A 22530-nucleotide genomic window follows, 5' to 3' on the forward strand; every position below is an offset into this window, starting at 1 on the left:
CACCGCCTGCCGCGCCCAGGGCGCTCACGCCTCGTCCGGCTCCGCCTCGGCGATGCGCAGCAGCTGCAGCGCGAGCCACGCGTCGTTGCGCTGCACGGCGTCGAACACGTCGATCCCCAGCTTCGCGCCCACGTTCTTCAGCCGGTGCCCCAGCGAGCTGTGGTGCAGCAGGAGCTCCGTCGCCGCCGCGCGGACGTTCGCGTGGCGGCAGTACGCGTCCAGGGCGAGGATCTCGCCCAGACCGACGGGCGTCCGCACCAGGAGCTGCATCCGCTGCACAAGCTCCGAGCCGGCGGCCTCCGCCGGGGAGACCCGGGCGAGGCAGCGCAACGAGCCGAGCGCGTCGTGCGCGAGCGCGCGCGGACCGAGCACCGGCGAGCACAGCCGCAGCGTGCGCAGCGCGGAGAGGTAGGAGTCCCGCGGCGAGAGCGCCGAGGCCGTCGCGCCGACGGCGACGGTCTCGGCGCCCTCGGGGAGCGTGCCCGGCCGCGTCCCGGGACCGTGCAGCAGCACCGCGTGCGCCGTCCCGAAGCGCACGGGAGCGGTGCAGCGGTGCTCCGGCCCGCACCACTCCCGCCAGCCGCGCGGATCCGAGAGCGGTCCGCTCGCGCCCCGGGCGAGGACGACGCGCACGCGCCAGTCCGGCCGGAAGCCCAGCCGCCGGAGCGCCTCCTCCCGGTGCTCCGTGATCGAGGGCAGCGCCTCGATGAGCATCCGCAGCGGCTCGCCGTCGCCCAGCCGGGCCGCGTCGGCCTGCCGGATGAGGATCGTGGCCGCTGTCAGGGACATGCGCTCGAGGATCAGCTGCGCCATGTCCGGGTCGCTGCTCGCGGGCACCACCCAGACCAGGCCGGCGTCCGCCGTGTCCCCGCCGATCGCCGTGCTGATCGCCACGGTCGGCGGATCGTGCGGCCTCGCGCGTCCGAGGCTGTCGAAGCCGCAGCCGCCGCCCGGACCAGCGAACCCCGCCTCGGTCCCGATCAGCATTGCCGTCGAGCGCACCAGCTCGTCGATTCCGGCCCGGAACTGCTGGAGCTTGTCGAAGAAGCTGACGACGCGCAGCGCGTCCGCACCGCTCTCGCCGCCCTCGGACAGCCGCCGGAGAAGACCCTCCATGCGTCACAGCCTCACTCGTCATCGCGTGCTCGCAACCGGTCGATCGCCAGGGCGAGCACCAGCACGGTCCCCGTCGCGATGCCCTGCCAGTAGGACGATACATTCAGGATCACGAGGCCGTTGCTCAGCGTCGAGAGGAAGACGATGCCGAGCGCCGTGCGCGGAATGCTGCCGCGGCCGCCGAAGAGCGAGGTCCCGCCGAGTACGACCGCGGCGAAGATGTCGAACTCGGCGCCCTGGCCGTTGTTCGCGGATCCGGAGCCGAGCCGCCCCGCGAGGAGCACGCCGGCCACCGCCGAGAGCGCCCCGGCGACCACGAAGACCTGCATCGCGTGCAGGTTCACCCGCAGCCCCGCGACCCTCGAGGCCCGCCCGGACGAGCCGATCGCGTAGGACCGCAGTCCCCAGGTCGTCGTGCGCATCACGAGCCACGCGACGACGTAGAGGACGGTCACGAGCACCACTGCGACCGGGAGCGGGCCGATCGACCCGGTGCCGACCCAGAGCAGGAGGTCGAAGCCCTCGACGACCGGCGCCGCGATCGACTGCCCGCTGGTCCAGACCTGAGCGGCACCGCGCACCACCAGCGCCACCGCGAGCGTCGAGATGAACCCCGGGATCCGGAGGCTCTCGGTCAGGACGCCGTTGACGAGGCCGAGCAGGGCCCCGAGCGCGATCGCCCCGAGGACGGCGACGAGCGGCGGCAGCCCGGCCTGCAGGAGCGAGACGCAGGTGATCCCGGACGCCGCGATCAGCGCGCCCTGGCTGATGTCGAGCCGGCCGGCGATCAGGATGATCGTCGCGCCGATCGCCGCGACGCCGAGCACCGCCGACTGCCGCAGCACGACGAAGAGGTTGTCCACGGTGAAGAACGTCGTCGAGCTGACGGCGAAGACGACGATCATCACGGCCAGCGCCACCGGGAGGACGATCGTGGCGAGGCGCTCCTGGTCGAACCCGCGGCGCGGAGCGCGGGCCACTCCGGGAACGGGCGTGTCGAGGCGGGTCATGACACGCCTCCGGTCGCTGCGGACATGAGTTCTCCTTCGGTGGCTGTGGTCGCCGGGAGCTCCCGGACGACGGCGCCGTTGCGGACGACGACGATCCGGTCGCAGGCGGCGCGCAGCTCGGCGATCTCCGAGCTGATGAGCAGGACGGCGACGCCCTGCGCGGTGAGATCCCAGACCGTGTCGATGAGATCGGCCTTGGCCCGGACGTCGATGCCGTGGGTGGGCTCGTCGAGGACGAGCAGGGACAGGTCCTCGGCGAGCAGGCGCCCGACGAGGACCTTCTGCTGATTGCCCCCGGAGAGCGAGCGGATGTCGAGGGCGTCGCTCGCGGCCTTGATCCGCAGCCGGGACGTCATCTCGGCGACGAGGGCGGTCACCGCGCGCCGGTCGAAGACGCCGCCTCGAGCGACGTTCCGCGGCGCCCGGACGATCATGTTCCGCCGCACGCTGAGGTGCGGCAGGATTCCCTCGCTGCGGCGGTCCTCGGAGAGGTACGCGACACCGCGGGCGAAGCCGGCGGCGGCGGAGCGGGGACGGTAGGGCCGGCCGGCCAGCTGCATCGAGCCGGACTGCAGGGCCTCCAGCCCGGCGATCGAGCGGCCGATCGACGACTTGCCCGCGCCGACGAGCCCGAAGACGCCCAGCACCTCGCCCCGCCGGATCGCGAGGTCGACGGGCGGGCGTCCCTTGACCACCAGAGCACTGCCGACGAAGGCGGGCTCGCCGAAGACGGCCGCCCGCTCGACCCGGGTGACAGCGGCGGACCCGGGCACCATGGCGTCGACCACCTGCGGCAGCACGGCCGCGGTGGCGCCGAACTCGCCGGCGACGCGCCCGTCCCGCAGCACGACGATGCTGTCGCAGAGCTGGACGACCTCGTCGAGCCGGTGCGAGATGAAGACGACGCCGACGCCCTCGTCGCTGAGCGAGCGCATCACGCGGAAGAGGCGAGCCGCCTCGAACGGCGTGAGCGAGGACGTCGGCTCGTCCAGGAGCAGGACGGATCCGGCGCTGCGCAGCGCGCGGGCGGCCGCGATCAGCTGGCGGTCGCCGATCGACACGTCGCGCACCGGGGTGTCGACGTCGTTCTCGAGCCCCATCCGGCGCAGCAGCGCGCGAGCGGCCTCGCGCATCCGCCGCCGGTCGAGCCGCAGCGCCCGCTGGAACACCCGCTCATCGCCGAGGAAGAGGTTCTCGGCGATCGTGAGATCCGGAACGAGATCCAGCTCCTGGCGCACCACGCCGATGCCCTTCTGCTGCGCCTCCCGAGGGCTGGAGAACGAGACGGGCTCCCCGTCCACCCGCAGCTCGCCGGAATCGGGTGGCAGCTGGCCGGTCAGGATGTTGATCAGGGTGGACTTGCCCGCCCCGTTGGCGCCGGCCAGTCCGAGGATCCGGCCCGCGTGCACCGTGAGATCGACGCCGGTGAGGGCCGCGACCCCGCCGAAGGACTTGCTCACTCCGCAGACGGTGAGGACGGGGGCGCTGCCGTGCGGTGCCGTCATCCGAGGGAGTCCAGGATCCCCTGGGCGTTCTCCGCCGTCACGAGCTCGACGGGCACGATCTGCTCGCGCTCCACGTCGCCGCCCGAGGAGAGCTCGAGGACCGCCCGGGCGATGATCTCGCCCTGCTGGACCGGGAAGAGTCCCACCGTCGAGACGACCTCCCCGGACAGGACTCCCTGGAGGATCCGCGCGTCCTCGCCGCCCGTGACGATCGCCACGTCCTCGCCGGGGGTGCGTCCCGAGGCCTTGACCGCGGAGAGCGCCCCGAGCGCGCTCGAGTCGTTCAGGCCGACGATCAGGTCGAGATCGGGGTGCGCCTGCAGGACGGTCGAGGTCTGCGCGTTGCCGGTGTCCTCCTGATACGCCTCGACCTCGCTGACGAGCGTCCACTCCCCCTCCCCGAGCGCCGCGTCGAGCCCCGCGATCACGCCCTCGTGCCGGGCGATCAGCGGTGCACCGCCCGAGTCCTGGTGCAGGATCGCGACGGTGGGCTTCTCGTCCGCGCGGTTCGCCGCGAGCCAGCCGCCGGCGCTCTCGCCCTCGAGCTCGCCGAAGGCGCGGTCGTCGAGGTTGAAGACGACATCCGCCTCGGGGATGTCGGTCGCGAGGCCGATGACGAGGACGTCCTGCCCCGCCAGGCGGCGCGCCACCGGCGAGATCGCCTTCGGGTCCGTCGGGCACACGATCACCGCCTTGGCGCCGGCCGCGACGAGGTTCTCGATGCCGGAGACCTGCTCGCCGGACTCGCCGTCGGGGTCGGAGGTGACGACGTCGATGCCGCAGTCGCCGAGGACGCTCTGCAGTCCCTTCTCGACCAGCGGGAAGTAGCCGCCCGAGTTGGAGTACGGCGAGTAGCCGACGCGGGTGAGCCCGACGCCGTCGCACTCGGCCGGGCGCTCGCCGGCCGGGGGCGACGGGGTCGCGCTCTGACAGCCGGTCAGCGGCAGCAGCACCACCGCGGCCGCGGCAAGTGCCGACGTCAGGCGGCGGGATCTCGTGGTGGGTCCGTGGACGTGCATCGTGTCTCCTTCGACAGGCAGTGCGGGTGGGGCGACTCCTCGCGAGGGGATCGACGCCACCGGCCACCTTGCCGACGCAGCGGCCCGGAGTCATCCGGACAGCGACGCGCTTTCGCCCGCCATCTGGCGGATGACAGCGCCACCACGGATGCGCCGAGCGGTCGGGTGACCGAGCGCGGATCCCGGTCACCCGTTCATCGGAGGGGTGGGCCCGACGCAGACCGGCGCAGAGTCGAGGAGACGCCTCGGGGATCGTCCCGGGCGCGACGCGCACCGAGTGAAGGAGTAGAGACCATGAACGAGAAGCACCTGACGGACGTCCGGGACCTGCCGATGACCGTGTTCGAGGTGGCGGACCAGGGCGGGGTGGTCGAGTCCCTCACCGCCGGTCACGGCATGAAGGAGCTCGCCGACTCCAACTGCGTCTGCTACATCTGCTGCGGCGGCCCCGCCGCCTGACCGCCGAGTGCGCGCCGGTCGACCCCTCGGCACGGCTCGCGAGCACGCGTCCCTCCGCGTGCCGCACCGGGCTCCCGTCCCGCTTCACGCAAGACGGGAGCCTTCTGCTGTCCGCGGCGATGTCGACGGAGCAGTCCACCGGCCCTCCGGCGAGACCGTCTCGGCGACCGCCGCGGCGTACTCGGCGTGCCGGTCGTGGGTCGGCTGCCCGAAGGACCGCTGCAGGACCGTGCCGAGGAGCCGGGCGCAGTCGCCGTCCCGATCCGCGTCGCCGGCGCCCTCGGGCCGCAGGACGAAGCCGCCGACGACCGCTCCGACGGCCAGCCGCCCGGACTCCGAGCGCGCATCGCCGAGCACGAGGTGGTGCCGGCTGAGAGCACCGAGGTAGTTCGGGTCGGAGAGCCGGGAGACGAGCGAGAGCCCGAGCCGGTCGGGCGCTCCGGGCCGGGCGCCGCGCGAACCGAGGACCGCGCTGTCTCCGCGGTTGTAGGCGCCGAGCAGCGGCACCGCCATGGTCCCGTGGTAGAGCATCGCGGCCGTGAGGCCGAACGCGACCAGCTCCGGCCGGCGCAGGAGGGCCGCCCCGAGCTCGGCGTCGATCCGGCCCGCCTCGCGGACGAGGACGGCGTCGAGGAGCTCGTCCTTGCTGCTCCAGTGCAGGTAGAGCGTGCCCTTGCCGACGTGCGCGGCGTCGGCCACGTCCTGCATGCAGACCTTGCGGTAGCCCCAGCGGAGGACGAGATCGCGCATCGCGTCGAGGATGCGCTCGCGCCGCCGCGGGTCGGCGGTCTCGGGTCGGCGCGGATGGGCGACCTCCGAGCCCCGGAGATCCGGGTCGTTCCACGCGCCTTCGCTCCCTGATGCGGACGTCACGGGAACGGGTGCGGATCGGGGCTCAGCTCGTCCGGGCGCAGATCGCGGTCGAGCGTGCCGAGCCGCCGCGGCAACTCGAGGAGCCGGGGAAGCCCGTCGATCCTGCGGTTGCGGTGGCCGAACGCCATCGGCACGGCACCCGGCACGAGCACCTTCACGCAGGCGAATCCGCCCGCGCGGTGCTCCGGCGTGGTCTGGTCGACGACGAGCACCTCGCCGATCCGGTCCACCGCGGCACGGAGATCGACCGCGAGGTCCGCGGCGTCCGGGCGCACGCGGTCCGCGCCACCGATGTCGTCGGCGCAGATCCTCGGACCGCCGCGGAGGAAGTCGAGGCGGTGGCGGGCGTCCGGGTGCGCGTAAAGGGCGGAGTGGTCGAGCATCGTCCGCACGGCGGAGGGGTCGCGCACCATCTCCGCGGCGTGCGCCTCCTCGCCCGGGTAGCGCCGGAGGAGGTCCGCCAGGATCGGGCCGAGCTCGTTCAGCGCGCCGAGCAGGGCGCGCTCGGGGTCCAGGCCCGCCCCGGCGGTGCAGAGGGCGGCCGGTCCGGAGCCGCCCTGCCGCGTCGCCAGTAGCCACACCGCGGGGATGCCCCAGTCCGTCGTGACGTCGAAGGCGGCGATGTCGTAGCCGGTGGCCGCGGTGATCGCCGCCGCCTGAGCGGGGACGAGGGGATCGCGGCAGCTGGTCAGGTCGATGCCGGCGGGCGTGCTACGGGTGTACCAGGTGCAGAGGAACGCGTCGCGCTCGACCGTCTCCAGCAGACCGTGCAGGGCGGCCTCCTCCCAGGAGGAGCCGAGCGCGCAGCCGTTCGAGACCTCGTAGTACGAGACGGGGTCGTCCCCGCGCAGTCGCTGCGAGAAGTAGTAGGCGAGGGCCTCGGGGACCAGGCGCGCGCGGCCCTCGGCGAAGGAGTGCGCCCAGACCCACTGGATCGGCACGTCCTCGTCGAAACGCCGGTAGCGGAAGGCCGGATCGTCGTAGGACTCGTCCGGGTGGCGGCCGAAGACGTCGGGGTGCACGGCCTCGGCGGCGAGCTCCCGGTAGCTCCCGCGCACCGTCGAGCGGCGCCCGCCCGGGGCGACTCCCCCGTAGCGCTCGAGCGCCTCCAGCACCGCGGTGACCTCGGCGGACCGGTAGTCGCGGCCGCGCCCGTAGCCCGGCTCGACGAGACCGTCGAGGCGCATCGGCATCGGCGCGGCCGCCATGACCAGCCCGCCCTCGTCCCCGCGGCGCGTGGCGGCGATCGTCCCGCAGAAGGGGTCGATGTAGAGGGAGCGGAGGACGTCGGCCTCGCGCACGACGTCGCGGATCCGCGCGCCGAACGGAGTGAACTTGGGCTGCGGCGTGAGGACGTGCTGGGCGAGCACGGCGGTGTCGTCCGGGAGGTCGCCGCAGAGCTCGCAGAGGGGCTCGGGGAGGAAGGCGTGCGACTCCACCTCCAGCGTGTCGAGGCGGACCACGGCGACCCGCCGCGCGGCGCCCGCGTCGTCCCGCTCCTGAGCGAGCAGGCGCTCGAGCGCGATCGCCGCGACCTCGGCCGCCAGCTCGTCGAGCGCCTCCGGGCGCCGGCCCTCGAGCTGCTCCGCGCACTCCTCTCGCAGCTGCCGCCGCCAGGGTTCCGCGCCGCCCAGGCGCTCGCGCCGGAGCGCCAGGCACCGCGGGCACCCGGGGACGCCGGGACGCACGAGGGGCCCGATCACGAGGCGGTTCACCTCGACGTGCGCAGGCAGCCACGGCACCTCGTTCGCGGGAGGGTCGGGGATCCGCCAGGTGTCGGACGCTCGGACGGTCACGCCCCTCGCTGCGCCGATGCCGGCCAGCGCTCGCTGGAGCAGTCCGTCCTCCTGGCCGGCGACCACGGTCTCGTTCGCGCTCACGGCAGGATCACCACCTTCCGGACGACGAGTCCGAGTCTCGCCACGACGGGGTCGTGGTCCAGGTCGACGACGACGGCCCGCGGATCGGAGGCGGGAGCCGTCTCCCGGGCGAGCCTCAGCGCCTCCTCCGCCGTCTCGGCGACTCCGAGACCTCCGGTCGCCGGTGCCGCGTCCGAGCAGCGGAAGGCGAGCGAGACCGGCACGCGGAGGGTGGAACCGTCGGCCAGCAGCCGGCCCGGAACCGTGGACGCCGTGGGCGCGGCGACCACGCGGCGGACGGCCTCGCGCAGCTCCTCGAGGCTCGCGGTGGGAGCGGCGACCGCCCGACCGGCGCCGTCGAGCACCCGGCGCGGATCGAGGACCGACTCCGCGCGGACCGCGAGCGCCCGGCGGACCGCGTCGGACCGCGCCGCCGCGAAGTCGGCGCCCTCGCCGACGACCTCGACGTCGCGCCTCGCGACGACGGCGTCGCAGGCGACGCGGACCCGGGAGTGGTGGCGCGGGACCTGCGGCAGATCCGCCTCCTCGATCAGCCGGAGCACCCCGAAGTCGGGATCGACGACCGTCGTCGCCCGCTCCTCGAACGGGCCGGTCGCCTCCGGCTGCCCGGCCTGCCACGGATGGGGGCTGATGCGGGTGAGCACCGATCCCGCCGCGGTCACCGTCCTGGCCCGCCACGGGTCCGTGCGGCCGGCCTCGACGCGGCGGGCGAGCTGAGCGACGGCCTGTCGCACGACGCCCTCGACGGGCCTGCCCGCCTCGACGCCGCGCTCCGCCACGGCGACGAGCACCGGGAGCAGGTCCGACCCGGAGGCCGGCCCGACGACGAGCGCCCCGCCCGCGTGCAGCAGGACCGCCCCGAAGGTCCGCTCCCGATGCTGTCGGACCTCGTCGATCAGCCACCGCTCCGCGACGGGGCCGACGGCGAGGCAGGACTCGGGCAGGGCGCGGCCGTTGAGCACCACCGCCCGTTCCGCGAGGGCCGTCTCGCCGAGGAAGCTGACGCGACCGGCGACGGGCGCCTCGCGGAGGACGCCGAGGGAGAGCATCGCGCTCCGCACGCGCCGGAGCTGATCGGCCCGGACGGGATCGAGCGACCGCGCGCGCTCGTCGACGTCGATCCCCGCCTCGGTCCAGGCGGCGACGAGGCGGATCCAGCCGGCGATCTCGCCCGTGAGGACGACGTCGCCGGAGGCGGTCATGCCGTAGGTGCAGCCCTCCCGGTCGACCACGCAGGCGCTCGTGTCCACGACGAGGCTCACGCCGCCACCGCCGGGGTCGACCGCGGGCTCGAGCCGACGAGGAACTGGCCCACGCTGCACTCGAGGAGGGGATCGCGACCGGTCGCTTCGGCGAAGGCGACGGGGTCGTCGACGCCGAGCGGGCATCCCGCCAGCCCCATCGCGCTGCACGCTCCGGCGAGCGCCTGGTAGAGGACCCCCGTGTCCTTCATGACGAGCTCGAGCGCCATCTTCTCGTACTTCCACATCACGCGGCCGACGCGGGCGGAGACGACGATCAGGACCTGCGGGACGGCGTCCGTCGCCGACGCCCGGCTCGCGCCGCGGATCATCCTGCGCACCGCGGGACGGCCGATGCCGCACACCTCCTCGAGCTCGTGGCGGTGCGCGTCGTAGTGGTAGAACGCCGGATCGAGCCCGGCGCAGCGCGAGACGACCAGGTACAGCTCGAGCTCGGCGAGCGAGCCGCCGGACGGTCGCGGCGAGCAGACCACCTCCGTCCCGTGGTCGACGCGGGTCCCGCGGACCCGGTCCGTCCGGAAGAGGAGCTCCCCGAGCTCGGCGACATCGATCGGCGCGGACTCGTCGTGCTGCCTCAGGGACGCTCTTCGCTCGACCACCTCGGCGTAGGGCGGGTCGCCCGCCCTCAGGGCGGCGATGTCGACCGGTGGGAGCGCGGCCCGGCGCCCGCCGAACGGCGTGGGGACGGCGCCCTCCGGGGCGAAGCCCGCCTTCCCGCCCCACCACGTGCCCCCGAAGTCGCCGATCGCCCCGCGGTGGCCCGGTCGGCTCCGATCCCAGAAGAGCAGCTCGTGGGGTGCCCACTGGCGGAAGCGGAGCTCCGTGTCCTCCGGACCGCCCGGTGCCGTGAGGAAACCGTGCCGGCGTAGCTCGCGGTGCAGGGCCGCGGCGAGCCCGCTGCCGCCCGAGAGCGCCTCGGCGAGGAGCGACCGCCGGTGCAGCACGATCTCGGCACTGGCGAGCGGCGACTCCACCAGCAGGTCCGGGCCGTCGCGGCGGACCACGGCGAACCTCGAGAGGTCGAGGTCGAGGTCCGCGGAAGGCGCCGGAGCGGGTTCCGCCGCGGCCCGCAGCGGTCGGATGACGAAACCGGCACCGTCCTCGTCGCCGAACTCCTGGACGAGCCAGCCGTCCTCGCGCAGCCGCGCGGTCACGGGGTCGTCGGCGCCGCCCGGCACGCCCTCGACGAGCTGCCGCAGCCGCCCGTCGACCGCCGCGCCGTCCCCGAGCGCCAGGGACCGGGGCCACGCCATCACGGTCGTGCCCGTGCCGTCGTGCGAGGCGTACACGCCCGCGCGAAGGCGCTCGGTCCGGGGTCCGGGGACGTCTTCGTCGGTCACGAGCTCTCCTTCTCGACCGCCGGGCAGCCCGCATCGCCGAGGCGACCACGCTGCAGAGGCACAGGTCCGCCTGCGGAAGAACGTCAGGCTAGCGACGGCACCGAGGGAGAGGACATCGCACGCCAGGAGAGGGAGACGTCGGCCCTACGAGCCCGGTGCCCGCGCAGCGGAGCCCTCCCGCGGCGCACGGCCGCGTCGGCGAGAAGGACGGGCTCTCAGATGGCGGAGGGCTAGGGATTCGAACCCTAGAGACATTTCTGCCCACCAGTTTTCAAGACTTCGGAGGCACCGCTACCCGACCAGTCCTCTACGAACCGGATCGCACCACATTGAGCCGCTCTATCCGCCTAAACACTGGGATCCGCCCCGCTCTCGAGGGTGCGCAGCGGTACGTTCCGGTTCACTGCGGATCAGTGTGGTGCGGCGTGGTTGGAGGGGTTTTCCGCGGGGATGCGCTCAGGCGTCGGAGCGCTGGAACCACTCGACGGTGGCGACGAGGATCGCCCGGGCCACCTCGAAGGCGCCGGACGGGGCACTCGGCGAAGGAAACCAGGGCAGCAGCTCGGCCTCTGTCGCCTCTCCGCCGGGGTGGCTGAGGCGCTTGTTCCGCAGCGCCGTCAGGGCGTGCGCGCGGACCTTCCACTCGCTCGGAAGCCCGAGCACCTGCGCCGCGTTGTCGATCTGGTCCGACACGAAGCGCAGCTCCGCACGGTTGAACGCCTTGGTAGCAGTGCGCACATCCTCGACTTGTCGATGCTGCTTGGCTCCGACCGCCAGCTTCCGCCGCAGCGTGAGCAACGCAGCTTGGATCTGAGCGTCGGCAGTGCTGTTCTCCACGTCCCTCGGGACGATCCGAGCGCACGCCTCCAACACCTGGAAGTAGGCGAGCAGCGCGGCGGACTGCTCGAACACATGCCCGCCATACGACGCGAGCCGGAACCCGCGTGCGAGCAACTTGGACGCGACGGCGAGCGGCGGATGCGCCGCGATGGTGGCAAAGTCCTGCGCGTGGGTGGTGAGCGCCTCGAAGGTCATCGGGCTCTCCGGATAGCGCGCGAAGATCGACACCGGCCCGCTCAGCTCGCCGTTGGTGCCGTTGACGGTGTCGAATGAGCCCGTGATCTCCGCCCAGTAACCGCTACCAGGGCTGCGCATCGACAAGATGCTCACGAGCAGCGGCATCTCGTTCGCCGCTACCAGATGCTGGGCCGCGCGCGCAGTGTCGGCCTCGACGTCGACCCACATGAAACAGGGCGATTGGACGTTGAGCGATAGCGAGGGGCCGTTGGCTGCGGAGTAGTCGGAGAAGGTTGCGTCCATGTTTTCCACGCGCAGCCCGACGGTGCGCAGGCCGGTGCCCGGCCCGAGGCCGATGTGCCCGATCTTCACGTTCTGCTGCGGAAGGTGGTGCCCGGCAACTCGACCCCAGACCCGATAGTTCGTCACGCAGGCAGTCTGCCAGCCACCGCCGACACCGAGCCGCTCCGCGGGTGTGCCGGAGCGGCCCAGCGTTGGGCGCTCAGCGACGAACCTGGCGCCCGTACCCTCCGGCCTGGCGGCGTCGCGTGCGCTCAGCTGCGGTCTCACCCTCCGGCACCGAGAGGGTGGGCGCCCGGAACATCTCCCGCCGCTGCTCCGCCGCGTTCATCGGCCGTGGGCGGTCGCTAGCCGGGTTGGAGCCGTCGGAAGTTCCGGAGGCCAGAGTGGGGGCCTTTGGGCGGATGGAAGAACGCCGAGCGTGCTGTGCATTGCGCATCGGAGGAATGGTGACCCATGTAAGCGACCACCCATGAAGGGCAGGAATGTCTGTTCTACCCACGGAGGGAGAGCGCCGCAGGTTCGGCGACGAGCTCAACAGCGCATTGCAGAAGCAGCAGACAAGGCCGCTTTCACGATGGAGCAAATCATGATGAATCTAAACACATCGGATCGCGACAAGATCGCCGCCGCCAAGGACCTTCTGGACAGGAACGGCTTCACCAGTAAGCAGGAGCTGTCGATGGACGTGCGGGTTTCCAAGTTCGAGCAGATCTCCGGGGACATCTTGATGGACGTCGAGAACCTTCCCGAGCTGGAAGCAACGGTGGTCGAGGACGAGCGGGCGCGCCCGATGCAGACGCGGACCGACGACGAGATCGAGGCGGCGACGCTCGAACGGGCCTATCGCCCGAAGGACGACCAGCAGATTGCTGACGAGGACACCACTCGCAGGCGCCACCACCGCAACGTGCAGCGACGGAAGGGCTGACCGATGACTGATGCAGGCGACCCTCGCCCAACCCTGGACCGCGACGCGATGCTCAAGCTGCTGACCGACGCGCTGTACGTGGCCGACGACCCGGAACTCGACCAGGAAGCCATAGACCTCGGCTGGCGCGCCATTGCGGCAGTGCGCCGGAAGCTCCACCCGGCGGAAGGCGTCGAGAACCGTGGCTGAGGCGAGCCCGATGCGCCGCGATGACGAGCCGCGGAAGGTGCAGCCGATGCAGGTGCAGGCGTCCGACGAGCACCCGCGGCTGTCGGAGGCCGAGCTGCGGGCGCGGGTGACCGACGAGCCGACTGGGCGCCACGCTGCGCAGCGCCGACTCTAACGCGAGCACCGGCGCCGCAGAGACCTCGCCTAGGCACCCGAGACGGGCCAGCGGCGGAACCTACCCGCCGACCGCGACGCGGGCATGTGCCTCGCTGGCCCATTAACCACCCATACGCCCACGAGAACCCCTAGAGCGCCCTCCGGGGTGAGCTGAGGCATTCTCTGGCCAGAGAATCGGATCTCTGACCGGGAGTTTTGATCCTGTGGGCAGCGAGCGAGAGTAGCTCCGCCGCCAATTCTGAAGAAATAGCGGCGCCCCACAGAAACCAAGGAGAGACCATGATGCAGAAGCTGACCGTTGCGGAGCTAATCGACTTCCTCAGCGACATGCCCGGCGACGCCGAAGTGCGCCTCGCATCCCAGCCGTCGTACCCAATGGAATACGAGGCGGGCGAACTCGTCGCCGTCACCACCGACGAGGGCTCGGTCGTGTACCTGCCCGAAGCGGGCCACGTCGGCTACCTCCCGGGCAGTGCGAGCGCAGAGCTGGGGTGGCGCTGATGCGGCTCGTCGCTTACCTCCGCGTGTCCACGGACACGCAGGTCGAAGAGGGCAACGGCCTGGACGTGCAGGAGCGGATGATCGCCGCCTGGGCCACCCGCAACGGGCACGAGGTCGTCGCCACGGAAGTGGACGCAGGTATCTCTGGCGTGAAGCCCGTCACCGAGCGGCCCGGCCTGGCCAGCGCACTGCACCTTGTCCAGACCGGCGACGCTGACGGCATTGTCGTGAAGGACCTCGACCGGCTCGCCCGCTCTGTCACCACGCAGGAGGCGCTGTTGGCTGAGGTGTGGCGCCGACCGGAGTCCCGCGTGTTCACCGTCAGCAGCGGCGAGGTCCAACGCGACGACCCGGACGACCCGCTCCGCACGGCGATGCGCGAAATGGTCGGCGTGTTCGCCGGGTTGGAGCGCGCCACGATCTCCAAGCGCCTCCGCGACGGTCGGAAGGCCAGGGCTGCACGCGGCGGGCACGCGGTCGGCCGCTCCCCGTACGGGTGGGCCGCCATCGACGGCGACCTCATCCCCATCCCGCTGGAGCAGACGGCGTTGAAGCGCATGTGCGCCCTGCGCGCCGCAGGTGCCACCACGCGAGTGATCTCCTCCACGTTGGCCGCGGAGGGCCACCCCACCAAGCGCGGCGGCGAGTGGTCGAGCGCCATCGTCTCCCGCATCCTGTCCCGCCACCCTTCCAAGGAGGCCGTCGCATGAGCTCGAAGAGACGCGGCAAGCCCATCGACGTCCGCGACTACATCGAAGCGAAGGGGCTGGGGCTCTACCTAGCCCCACCTGCCGTGGACAAGAGCCAGATCAACTTCAACCCGCCGACGCGCTACGTCCCGGTCCGCACGCTCGAAGTGGGCGACGTGGTCATGGAGGCACCCAGCTACCCAGTCGTGGTCACTCGCGTCGGTCGAGTGAAAGACCGGAACGGTGGCTTGTCCCGCTGCTACGTCTACGGCCGGTACGCATGGCAGCACCCGAGTGAGACACCGTGGAAATTGGGCGACTTCGACCCATCTCGCGAAGTGCGGAGGGCTGTCTGATGGCGCATGTGCGACCGGTCGAGCGGAAGAGCGGCGCCGCATACGAGGTGCGGTGGAGGGAGCACGGCAAGGAGCGCCAGCGCACGTTCACCGTGAAGCGTGAGGCGGATCGGTTCGCCATGAAGGTGGAAGGCGAGCAGGCTGCGGGCGCGAGCACTGAGCCGCTGGCCGGGCGGGGCAAGACCTTCGAAGCCGTCCTCGACGCATCATTGGCTGCGAGGAGCCCGCGACTGAAGGCGACGACGTACGAGGGCTACGTGCTGCTGTACAAGGCGCGCGTCGTGCCGCACTTCGGGAAGCAGCGCATCGCCGCCGTGACCTCCGAGCATGTCGAGAAGTGGATTGCCGGGCTGATTGATCAGGGGCTGTCGACTAACACCGTCCGCAACCACTACGTCGCGGTGTCGAAGGTGTTCCGGTACGCCGTCCGCCACCGGCTCATCAGCCACAACCCCTGCGACGCCGTCCAGGTTCCGCGTGCAGGCACCGCTGAGGACTTCGCGCCCGTGTTCCTGTCCGCGGCGCAGGTGGCGTCCATTGCCGCAGCCCTCGACGCCGTCGCCCCGCACGGGACGGCAGTGCGCTTCGCTGCGCAGACGGGGCTCCGGTCCGCCGAGATCACCGGCCTCCGCATCCGCGACGTGAACCTTGGAGCCGGGCATGTTCAAGTGCGCCAGACGTTGAAGCGGCTGAACGGCGTCTGGACCGTCGGCACGCCCAAGTCCGCCCGCAGCACGCGCAACGTTCCGCTACTGAGCCGGGCGCTGGTTGGAGAGCTGCGCGAGCTGCTCGTAGCCCACCCCGCCCCGGGCGACCCCAACGCGCTGTTCTTCCCGGGCAACACTCGTTCGCGCGCCCTGGACTGGACGCAGCCGTTGGACTTGGGTCGGGTGCGCCAATACCACCTGGTCCCCGCAGCACGACGGCTCGACATCGCGGAGCAGATGCGCTTCCACGACCTCCGCCACACCTACGCATCGCTGATGCTCGCCGCAGGGTTCAAGCCCTACGAGGTGAGCCGGTGGATGGGGCATGGGTCCGTCGCCACGACCGACAGCATCTACGGCCACCTGTACCAAGCCGACTACAACTTGCGGATTGCCCAGTTCGAGGCGTTCGTCGCCGCCCGATGAGACCGCTACAAATACGGCAAACCCGGCACGCCCGACTCCAGGATTTCACGCACGAGAGAAATTCGCCAGACGGTACCGAGATCCGACTCGCTGTCGGTTCGTCCCGAGTAAACCCCGATCACAATACTCGCGTCAGGGTTGAGATAGTCGTATGACCCGTCAGTGAAATACGCCCTCTGTCCGCGAGGATAGAAATAGACGGGCGAACCGGACATCCCGGTCCTTGTACGCGAGTCCACTAAGAACTTCGGCAAACCTCCGTGTCCGATGCCGAACTCGCTCGCGATGTTGCCTTGCATCCACACACCTGCCCACGGAGTACCGCCATCGATGCCACGCGGGTATCCGATTATTACTACCCGATCAGGTACGGAAATATCGAATATGAGTTCAGGATGATTGGCGTGGTGCGGTTTGTCAAGATCGAGCGGTTCTGGCGCATACTGAAAGTTCTCGGGCAGTGGAAGTGCAACGACATCCACCTTAGCGCCGTACGTCGGATGCATCTTCCACAAGCACTCGCTCTCATCGTCAGGGTCCTTCTGACATGTGATCGAAACTTCCTCTACATGCTGCTTTACAAGATTACCTTCGGACCTCACCGTTGTAATCCTGACCTTCGTCGGAATCGCATTCTTTTTGCCCAGCGATTCACCTGTCATTTGATCTTTTCCCGCGAGAACGTGCCAATTTGTAACTAGATAGAGACGGTCGCCGCTAGCGACGATGAAGCCAGTCGCTGATCCAAGTAATTCTTCGTCGGCGTAGACCTCAAGAGGGACAGAAACCATCGACAAGTGTTGGATGAGCGGCCGTGTCATGCAGACATGATGGCATGCGGGCTCGACAGTTCCAGGGACCGAAGTTCGCGATCACCGCGTAGGCACCGCGGGGTTTCCGCGGGGATCACGTCCGGAGCACCTCGTGTCGATTCGGCACCCGACCCCAGCGGATCCCAGTAAAGACGTGGCGGAGGGCTAGGGATTCGAACCCTAGAGACATCTCTGCCCACCAGTTTTCAAGACTGGCTCCATCGGCCGCTCGGACAGCCCTCCCTGCCTCGCCCCGCGGGGAGAGACAGTCGATGGTAACCGACGGCCCGCGCGACGCGGGAGCGGCGGGCGCCGCGTCGGGTCAGCGCAGGTCGGCGAGGGCGACGGCGACGCCGTCCTCGTGCACGCCGGGGAGGATCGCGGAGGCGACGGCGAGGACCTCGGCGGGCGCCTGCCCCATCGCCAGGCCGGCGCCGTGCTCGGCGGCCCAGGTGAGCATCTCGATGTCGTTGCGGCCGTCGCCGAGCGCGACCACGTCGCTCCGCTCGATGCCGAGGCGGTTCCGGACCAGCTCGAGCGCGGTCGACTTGTTGACGCCGTGCGGGGCGATGTCGAGCCAGGCGGTCCAGCCGATGGCGTAGCTGACCTGGTGCAGGCCCATCCGCTCGACGAGCTCGGTGAACTCCTCGATGCCGGTGCCGGGCGAGATGACGACCACGCGGGTGGACTGCACGCCCAGCAGCTCCTCGAAGGGCACGTGCACCGTCTCGGCGCCCATGACCGCTCCGCCGGGGAAGGCCTCGGTGTAGGAGAAGGCGCCGTCGGCGTCCTCGACGGCGTAGTGCGCGTCGGGCAGGTGCCGGCGGATGGTCTCGAGGACCTCGGTGGGGTCGAAGGTCTCGACGACGTCGGGGCGGTAGCCGCCCTCCGCCTCGGGGTCGCGGCGCAGGGTGACGGCGCCGTTGCAGCAGATGACGAACTCCGGAGCGATGCCCAGGCGCGCGACCACGGGCAGCGTGGTCGACGGCGAGCGGCCGGTCGCGAGCATGACCTCGTCGCCCTGGGCGACCACCCGCGTGATCGCGTCGACGACCGCGTCGGTGATGGTGCCGTCCTCGTGCATGACGGTGCCGTCGATGTCGAGGGCGATGAGGCGGCGACCGGCGCTCATGCGGTGCGGACCGGCTCGAGGACCTCGAGGCCGCCCAGGTGCGGGCGCAGCGCCTCGGGGACGAGCACCGAGCCGTCGGCCTGCTGGTGCGTCTCGAGCAGGGCGACGATCCAGCGGGTGGTCGCCAGCGTGCCGTTCAGGGTGGCGACGGGCGCCGTCTTCCCCGACTCGGTGCGGTAGCGGGTGTCGAGGCGGCGGGCCTGGAAGGTGGTGCAGTTCGAGGTCGACGTCAGCTCGCGGTAGGCGTCCTGGGTGGGCACCCAGGCCTCGACGTCGAACTTGCGCGCGGCGCTCTGGCCGAGGTCGCCCGCGGCGACGTCGATGACGCGGTAGTGCAGGCCGAGGCTCTGCAGCACTCCCTCCTGGTGGGCGAGCAGGCGCGCGTGCTCCGCCTCCGCCTCCTCGGGCAGCGTGTAGACGAACATCTCGAGCTTGTTGAACTGGTGCACGCGGATGATGCCGCGGGTGTCGCGCCCGCCCGAGCCGGCCTCGCGGCGGTAGCAGGTGCTCCAGCCGGCGTAGCGCTTCGGGCCGCCCGCGAGATCCAGGATCTCGTCGGCGTGGTAGCCGGCGAGCGCCACCTCGCTGGTGCCGGTGAGGTAGAGCTCGTCGTCGCGGAGGCGGTACACCTCGTCGTCGTGCTCACCGAGGAAGCCGGTGCCGTCCATGATCTCGGGGCGCACCAGCGTCGGCGTGATCAGCGGGGTGAAGCCGGCCTCGAGGGCGCGCTCCAGGCCGAGGTTCATCAGCGCGATCTCGAGCCGGGCGACGAGGCCCTTGAGGAAGTAGAAGCGCGCGCCGCTGACCTTCGCGCCGCGCTGCATGTCGATGCCGTCGAGCAGCTCGCCGATCTCGAGGTGGTCGCGGGGCGCGAAGTCGAAGACCGGGCGCTCGCCGACGGTGCGCACGAGCTCGAACTTGTCCTCGCCACCGGCGGGAACGCCGTCGATGATCGGGTTGGCCAGCCGCTTCACGAGCGAGCCGAAGCGCTCGTCGGCCTCGGCGGCCTCCTGCTGCGCCTGCTTCGCGGCGGCGGCGAGGCGCTGCGCCTCGGCGACCAGGGCCGCCTTCTCGTCCTTCGGCGCCTTCGCGACGGTCTTGCCGAAGGCGTTCTGCTCGGCGCGGAGGCGCTCGGCCTCGGTGATCGCGGCCCGGCGTGCGCGGTCGGCCTCGAGGGCGTCGTCGACGAGCTCGACGGAGTCGCCGCGCGCCTCCTGCGAGCGCTTCAGGACGTCCGGGTTCTCGCGGAGAAGTACGGGATCAATCACCCCAGCAGTTTAGAGGGGCCGGGAGGCGCGCCTGAGGATCGGCCGGGCGGACCGAACCGGCGGGGCCGGGGCTGCGAACCACTTCTGCGCCACCTCCCCCGACGGACGGCGCCGGCCCCCCTCCGTTCCCCCGCGAGCGGGCCGCAGCGCTCCGACCACAGCTCCCCGACCTCACCCCGAGAGGCCCCGCCATGACTCCCCGACCCCCGACCGTGCGCGTCGAGCGCTCCGGCCCCGTCGCCCGCCTGATCCTCGACCGGCCGGACGCTCTCAACGCGCTCGACCTCGACACGGCTCTGCAGCTGGTGCGCGCCCTGATCACGCTGAACGCCGACGCGGGCTGCACCGTCCTCGTCGTCGAGTCCGCGGGTCGCGCGTTCTGCACCGGCGGCGACGTCTCGGCGATCGTGGACGCCGACCGGCCCGACCAGTACCTCCGCGATCTGGCGACGACCGCGGGCGAGGCCTTCCGCCTGCTCGGCGAGAGCAGCGCCGTCGTCGTCTGCGCGATCGACGGCATCACCGCGGGAGCCGGGATCGCCTTCGCGCTCGCCGCCGACATCGTCGTCGCGACGCCCGCCGCCACCTTCGTCAGCGCCTACGGCGACGTCGGGCTCGTGCCGGACTGCGGCGTCACGGCGACCCTGCCCGCGACGATCGGGCGCCGCCGCGCCCTGGACTTCGTGCTCTCCGGCCGCTCCGTCCGGGCCGCCGAGGCGCTCGAGTGGCAGCTCGTCACCGAGGTCGTCCCCCGCGCCGAGCTCGCGGCCCGCGTCGACGAGCGCGTCCGGGCGCTCGCCGCCCGCCCGCCGCTGGTGGCCGCCGCCGCCAAGCGACTGCTGACCACCGAGCCGCTCGACCTGCGCGAGCGGATCGAGGAGGAGACCGACACCCTGGTCGAGCTGCTCGCGACCGAGCGCACCCGCGCGCTGCTCCAAGCCCAGCACGAGCGGCAGCAGCGCCGCCGCGCCCGCAGCAGCATCGCGGCCTGACCGGCGACCTCCGTCAGGACCGGGCGACGAGCCCGCCGAGATCGCGGATCGACGCCGCCCCCGACTGCTGCAGCATGACCCGGAACTCGCGGTCGAGGAGTCCGAGCAGTCCGGCGACCTCGTCGGCGCCGCCCACGGCGAGCGCCCACATCAGCGGCCGCCCGACGAAGACCGCGCGAGCCCCGAGCGCGAGCGCCGCGAGCACGTGCCGGCCCGTGCGCACCCCGCTGTCGATGTAGACCTCGGCGTCGGCGCCGACCGCGTCGACCACCTCGGCGAGCGCCCCGACCGCGGTGATCGAGCCGTCCATCCGCCGGCCGCCGTGCGTCGAGACGACGACCCCGGAGGCGCCCGCGTCGACCGCGCGACGGGCGTCCTCGCCGCGCAGCACGCCCTTCACCAGGACCGGCAGACCGCTGACCGAGCGGAGTCGGCCGATGTCGTCGAGTCCCGGGTTCGGCACGGGACGGCCGAGGACCAGGGCGCGCTCCTGCTCGGTCAGATTGCCGAGCCTCGCCTTCCCGGGGATCTCCGGCCAGGTCAGCGGCTCGATGCCGGGGCGCTCGCCGCGCAGCAGCGGCATCTCGACCGTGAGCATCAGCGCGCGGGCGCCGTGCTCAGCGGCCCGCTCGATCAACGCGTGGGTCACGTCGCGGTCCGCGAGCAGGTAGACCTGGAACCACCACGGCGCGCCCGCCGCAGCGATCCGCTCGAAGGGCAGCGCCGTGTTCGTCGAGACGCCGAGCAGGGTGCCGGCGCGCGCGGCCGCCTCCGCCATCGCGATCTCGCCGCGCGGATCCGCCGCGTTCTGCTGCGCCATCGGCGCGATCAGCACGGGGCCCCGCACCTCGGTGCCGAGGACCGAGGTCGTGGTGTCGCCGTCGAGCTCGCCGCGCAGCGCCGCCGGCCGGAAGCGGATCGCGTCCCAGGCCGCGAGATCGGCGTCGCGCTCCGAGCGGCCGCCCGCGACGGCACCGTAGTAGTCGGCGACGAACCAGGGCAGCACCTCGCGGGCGCGCTCCTCCAGCTCGGCGACGAGTCGGCGGGTCGGTGCGCTGTCGGCTGTCATGGGCGGCCTCCCCTTCGAGGGCGCCGGTGCGGCGCGGGGGCGGGGCCGGGAGGCTCCGCCGCGGCTCGACTGTACCCGCGGGCGCCGCCCTGCGATCGGAGGGGCGCCGCGCTGCCTTCTCGGCTACGGTGGTCCCTGCGAAGGGGAGTAGTTCCCACCGTCCGCCGAGCGGACGACGAGGCGCGTCGACATGCTGGTCCGGAGAGTCCCGGACCCGGCGCGCCACCCGGATCCTCGCGGAATCGGGCGAACGAGACCTTCGGCCAGTCGACACGTGTCCTGGCCGGTCCTCTCGCGCGGGTCGGCCGGGGTGCCGAAGCCCAGGAGATCCCATGGCGACCATCGCCCGAGACACCCCTTCCTCCCCCACGCCGGTGCAGATCCGCCGCTGGCGGCGCTACCTCGCCGACGAGCTGGCCGAGGCCGCGAGCTACCGCGATCTCGCCGAGCGCCGCTCCGGCGAGGAGCGCGAGATCCTGCTCGCCCTGGCCGCCGCCGAGGGCCGGCACGAGGAGCACTGGCGCGAGCTGCTCGGGCCGGCGGCCGAGCCGCAGCCCCGACCCGATCTGCGCACGCGGCTGCTCGGCTTCCTGACCCGGCAGTTCGGCTCGGTCTTCGTCCTCGCGCTGATCCAGCGCGCGGAGGCCCGCTCGCCCTACGCCGACGACGACGACGCGACGGAGGCGATGGCCGCCGACGAGCGGATCCACGGCGAGGTCGTCCGCGGGCTCGCCGAGCGCGGTCGCAACCGGCTCTCGGGCACCTTCCGCGCCGCGGTGTTCGGCGCCAACGACGGCCTGGTCTCGAACCTGGCGCTCGTCCTCGGCGTCGGTGCGAGCGGAGTCGGCACCGGGGTCGTCCTCTTCACCGGCATCGCCGGGCTGCTCGCGGGCGCGCTCTCGATGGGCGCCGGCGAGTTCGTCTCGGTGCGCTCGCAGCGCGAGCTGCTCTCCGCCTCCTCCCCCGACCTCGACACCAACCACGTCGTCCCCGACCTCGACGTCGACGCCAACGAGCTGTCGCTCGTCTACCGCGCCCGCGGGCTCTCGCAGGAGGACGCGGACGCCCGCGCGGCCCGGGTCTTCGCGGGACTGCGCGGCGGCGCGGCGCCGACCTCGCCGATCACCATCGGCGGTGTGAAGGCCGACCCGTCGGTCGACGAGTACGAGTCGATCGGCACGGGCATGGGCGCGGCGCTGTCGAGCTTCTGCTTCTTCGCCTCGGGCGCGATCATCCCGGTGCTGCCCTACTTGCTCGGGATGTCCGGGCTGGCCGCGGTGGTCCTCGCGTCCGTCCTCGTCGGCCTGGCGCTGCTCGCGACCGGCGCGATCGTCGGCCTGCTCTCCGGCGCGCCGCCCCTCGCGCGCGCCCTGCGCCAGCTCGGCATCGGCTACGGCGCGGCGCTCGTCACCTACCTGCTCGGGCTGCTGTTCGGCGCGTCGGGGGTGTAGAGGACACGCTGCTCGGTAAGCCAGCGCAACGGCCTCCCCCATGCTGATCGAGTAGCGCGCGCCGCGCGCG

The 22530-nt window shown here is 72.0% G+C and carries 23 protein-coding genes and 1 tRNA gene; 10 read left to right on the top strand and 14 right to left on the bottom strand.

Features of this window, described 5'->3' with window-relative positions:
• Positions 1-24: 24 nt before the first annotated feature.
• From MT353_RS03945 to MT353_RS03960, 4 genes are read right to left on the bottom strand one after another with little or no spacing between them, the layout of a single operon-like run.
• On the bottom strand, positions 25-1116 hold the full coding sequence (locus MT353_RS03945; protein ID WP_243623633.1) for a helix-turn-helix domain-containing protein: 1092 nt from the start codon (positions 1114-1116) through the stop codon (positions 25-27).
• 11 nt (positions 1117-1127) lie between these two features.
• On the bottom strand, positions 1128-2126 hold the full coding sequence (locus MT353_RS03950; RefSeq protein ID WP_123733488.1) for an ABC transporter permease: 999 nt from the start codon (positions 2124-2126) through the stop codon (positions 1128-1130).
• Positions 2123-3631, bottom strand: coding sequence for a sugar ABC transporter ATP-binding protein (locus tag MT353_RS03955; protein WP_243600534.1), 1509 nt, complete (start codon positions 3629-3631; stop codon positions 2123-2125). Before MT353_RS03955 ends, MT353_RS03950 begins: the two co-directional genes overlap by 4 nt.
• Complete coding sequence (locus MT353_RS03960; protein ID WP_243623634.1) at positions 3628-4650, bottom strand: sugar ABC transporter substrate-binding protein; 1023 nt, start codon at positions 4648-4650, stop codon at positions 3628-3630. The genes MT353_RS03955 and MT353_RS03960 overlap by 4 nt, the downstream gene beginning before the upstream one ends.
• A 294-nt stretch (positions 4651-4944) precedes the next feature.
• Between MT353_RS03960 and MT353_RS03965 the strand changes: the two genes are divergently transcribed.
• Positions 4945-5109 (top strand): thiomuracin/GE37468 family thiazolyl RiPP peptide, encoded by a 165-nt coding sequence (locus tag MT353_RS03965; protein ID WP_123445007.1) that lies wholly within the window; start codon positions 4945-4947, stop codon positions 5107-5109.
• Positions 5110-5193: 84 nt separating this feature from the next.
• On the opposite strand, the gene MT353_RS03970 is transcribed toward MT353_RS03965, so the two are convergent.
• The 5 genes from MT353_RS03970 to MT353_RS03990 form a co-directional block, all read right to left on the bottom strand.
• Positions 5194-5859 (bottom strand): TetR/AcrR family transcriptional regulator, encoded by a 666-nt coding sequence (locus tag MT353_RS03970; RefSeq protein WP_243623635.1) that lies wholly within the window; start codon positions 5857-5859, stop codon positions 5194-5196.
• A 119-nt stretch (positions 5860-5978) separates the two neighbouring features.
• On the bottom strand, positions 5979-7862 hold the full coding sequence (locus MT353_RS03975) for a TOMM precursor leader peptide-binding protein (RefSeq protein WP_243623636.1): 1884 nt from the start codon (positions 7860-7862) through the stop codon (positions 5979-5981).
• Positions 7859-9124 carry a hypothetical protein gene (locus tag MT353_RS03980; protein WP_243623637.1) on the bottom strand — a complete coding sequence of 422 codons (1266 nt, stop codon included), beginning with the start codon at positions 9122-9124 and terminating at the stop codon, positions 7859-7861. Before MT353_RS03980 ends, MT353_RS03975 begins: the two co-directional genes overlap by 4 nt.
• On the bottom strand, positions 9121-10464 hold the full coding sequence (locus MT353_RS03985) for a SagB family peptide dehydrogenase (RefSeq protein WP_243623638.1): 1344 nt from the start codon (positions 10462-10464) through the stop codon (positions 9121-9123). The genes MT353_RS03980 and MT353_RS03985 overlap by 4 nt, the downstream gene beginning before the upstream one ends.
• Before the next feature lie 456 nt (positions 10465-10920).
• Positions 10921-11910: a hypothetical protein gene (locus MT353_RS03990; RefSeq protein ID WP_243623639.1), complete on the bottom strand. Its 990-nt coding sequence runs from the start codon at positions 11908-11910 to the stop codon at positions 10921-10923.
• Positions 11911-12202: 292 nt separating this feature from the next.
• On the opposite strand from MT353_RS03990, the gene MT353_RS03995 reads away from it, so the two are divergent.
• The 7 genes from MT353_RS03995 (at position 12203) to MT353_RS04025 (ending at position 15736) form a co-directional block, all read left to right on the top strand.
• Positions 12203-12712, top strand: coding sequence for an HGGxSTG domain-containing protein (locus MT353_RS03995; protein WP_308197504.1), 510 nt, complete (start codon positions 12203-12205; stop codon positions 12710-12712).
• A gap of 3 nt (positions 12713-12715) precedes the next feature.
• The gene (locus tag MT353_RS04000) at positions 12716-12901 is read left to right on the top strand and encodes a hypothetical protein (protein WP_243623641.1); all 186 of its coding nucleotides are present in this window, start codon (positions 12716-12718) and stop codon (positions 12899-12901) included.
• Positions 12902-12911: 10 nt separating this feature from the next.
• The gene (locus MT353_RS04005) at positions 12912-13055 is read left to right on the top strand and encodes a hypothetical protein (RefSeq protein WP_243623642.1); all 144 of its coding nucleotides are present in this window, start codon (positions 12912-12914) and stop codon (positions 13053-13055) included.
• A 281-nt stretch (positions 13056-13336) separates the two neighbouring features.
• Positions 13337-13558 carry a hypothetical protein gene (locus MT353_RS04010; protein WP_243623643.1) on the top strand — a complete coding sequence of 74 codons (222 nt, stop codon included), beginning with the start codon at positions 13337-13339 and terminating at the stop codon, positions 13556-13558.
• Positions 13558-14268 carry a recombinase family protein gene (locus MT353_RS04015; RefSeq protein ID WP_243623778.1) on the top strand — a complete coding sequence of 237 codons (711 nt, stop codon included), beginning with the start codon at positions 13558-13560 and terminating at the stop codon, positions 14266-14268. Before MT353_RS04010 ends, MT353_RS04015 begins: the two co-directional genes overlap by 1 nt.
• Positions 14265-14603: a hypothetical protein gene (locus MT353_RS04020; protein WP_243623644.1), complete on the top strand. Its 339-nt coding sequence runs from the start codon at positions 14265-14267 to the stop codon at positions 14601-14603. The genes MT353_RS04015 and MT353_RS04020 overlap by 4 nt, the downstream gene beginning before the upstream one ends.
• The gene (locus MT353_RS04025; RefSeq protein WP_243623645.1) at positions 14603-15736 is read left to right on the top strand and encodes a site-specific integrase; all 1134 of its coding nucleotides are present in this window, start codon (positions 14603-14605) and stop codon (positions 15734-15736) included. The genes MT353_RS04020 and MT353_RS04025 overlap by 1 nt, the downstream gene beginning before the upstream one ends.
• A gap of 5 nt (positions 15737-15741) precedes the next feature.
• On the opposite strand, the gene MT353_RS04030 is transcribed toward MT353_RS04025, so the two are convergent.
• The 4 genes from MT353_RS04030 to serS form a co-directional block, all read right to left on the bottom strand.
• Positions 15742-16557, bottom strand: coding sequence for a trypsin-like peptidase domain-containing protein (locus MT353_RS04030; protein WP_243623646.1), 816 nt, complete (start codon positions 16555-16557; stop codon positions 15742-15744).
• Positions 16558-16703: 146 nt separating this feature from the next.
• Positions 16704-16791: transfer RNA gene (locus MT353_RS04035), tRNA-Ser, on the bottom strand.
• A gap of 79 nt (positions 16792-16870) precedes the next feature.
• A complete protein-coding gene (locus MT353_RS04040; protein WP_123734998.1) occupies positions 16871-17680 on the bottom strand; it encodes an HAD family hydrolase in 810 nt (269 codons plus the stop codon).
• Positions 17677-18948 carry a serine--tRNA ligase gene (gene serS, locus MT353_RS04045; protein ID WP_243623647.1) on the bottom strand — a complete coding sequence of 424 codons (1272 nt, stop codon included), beginning with the start codon at positions 18946-18948 and terminating at the stop codon, positions 17677-17679. Before serS ends, MT353_RS04040 begins: the two co-directional genes overlap by 4 nt.
• Before the next feature lie 191 nt (positions 18949-19139).
• On the opposite strand from serS, the gene MT353_RS04050 reads away from it, so the two are divergent.
• Positions 19140-19940, top strand: a complete 801-nt coding sequence (locus MT353_RS04050; RefSeq protein WP_243623648.1) for an enoyl-CoA hydratase/isomerase family protein — start codon at positions 19140-19142, stop codon at positions 19938-19940.
• A gap of 13 nt (positions 19941-19953) precedes the next feature.
• Here the strand turns inward: MT353_RS04050 and MT353_RS04055 are convergent, their stop codons facing one another.
• Positions 19954-21009, bottom strand: coding sequence for an alpha-hydroxy-acid oxidizing protein (locus MT353_RS04055; protein ID WP_243623649.1), 1056 nt, complete (start codon positions 21007-21009; stop codon positions 19954-19956).
• Positions 21010-21341: 332 nt separating this feature from the next.
• Between MT353_RS04055 and MT353_RS04060 the strand changes: the two genes are divergently transcribed.
• Positions 21342-22460, top strand: coding sequence for a VIT1/CCC1 transporter family protein (locus tag MT353_RS04060; protein WP_243615306.1), 1119 nt, complete (start codon positions 21342-21344; stop codon positions 22458-22460).
• Positions 22461-22530: the final 70 nt, after the last annotated feature.

Origin of the sequence: Rathayibacter sp. VKM Ac-2927 (genome assembly GCF_022815525.1) — a bacterium.
Taxonomy (GTDB): domain Bacteria; phylum Actinomycetota; class Actinomycetes; order Actinomycetales; family Microbacteriaceae; genus Rathayibacter; species Rathayibacter festucae.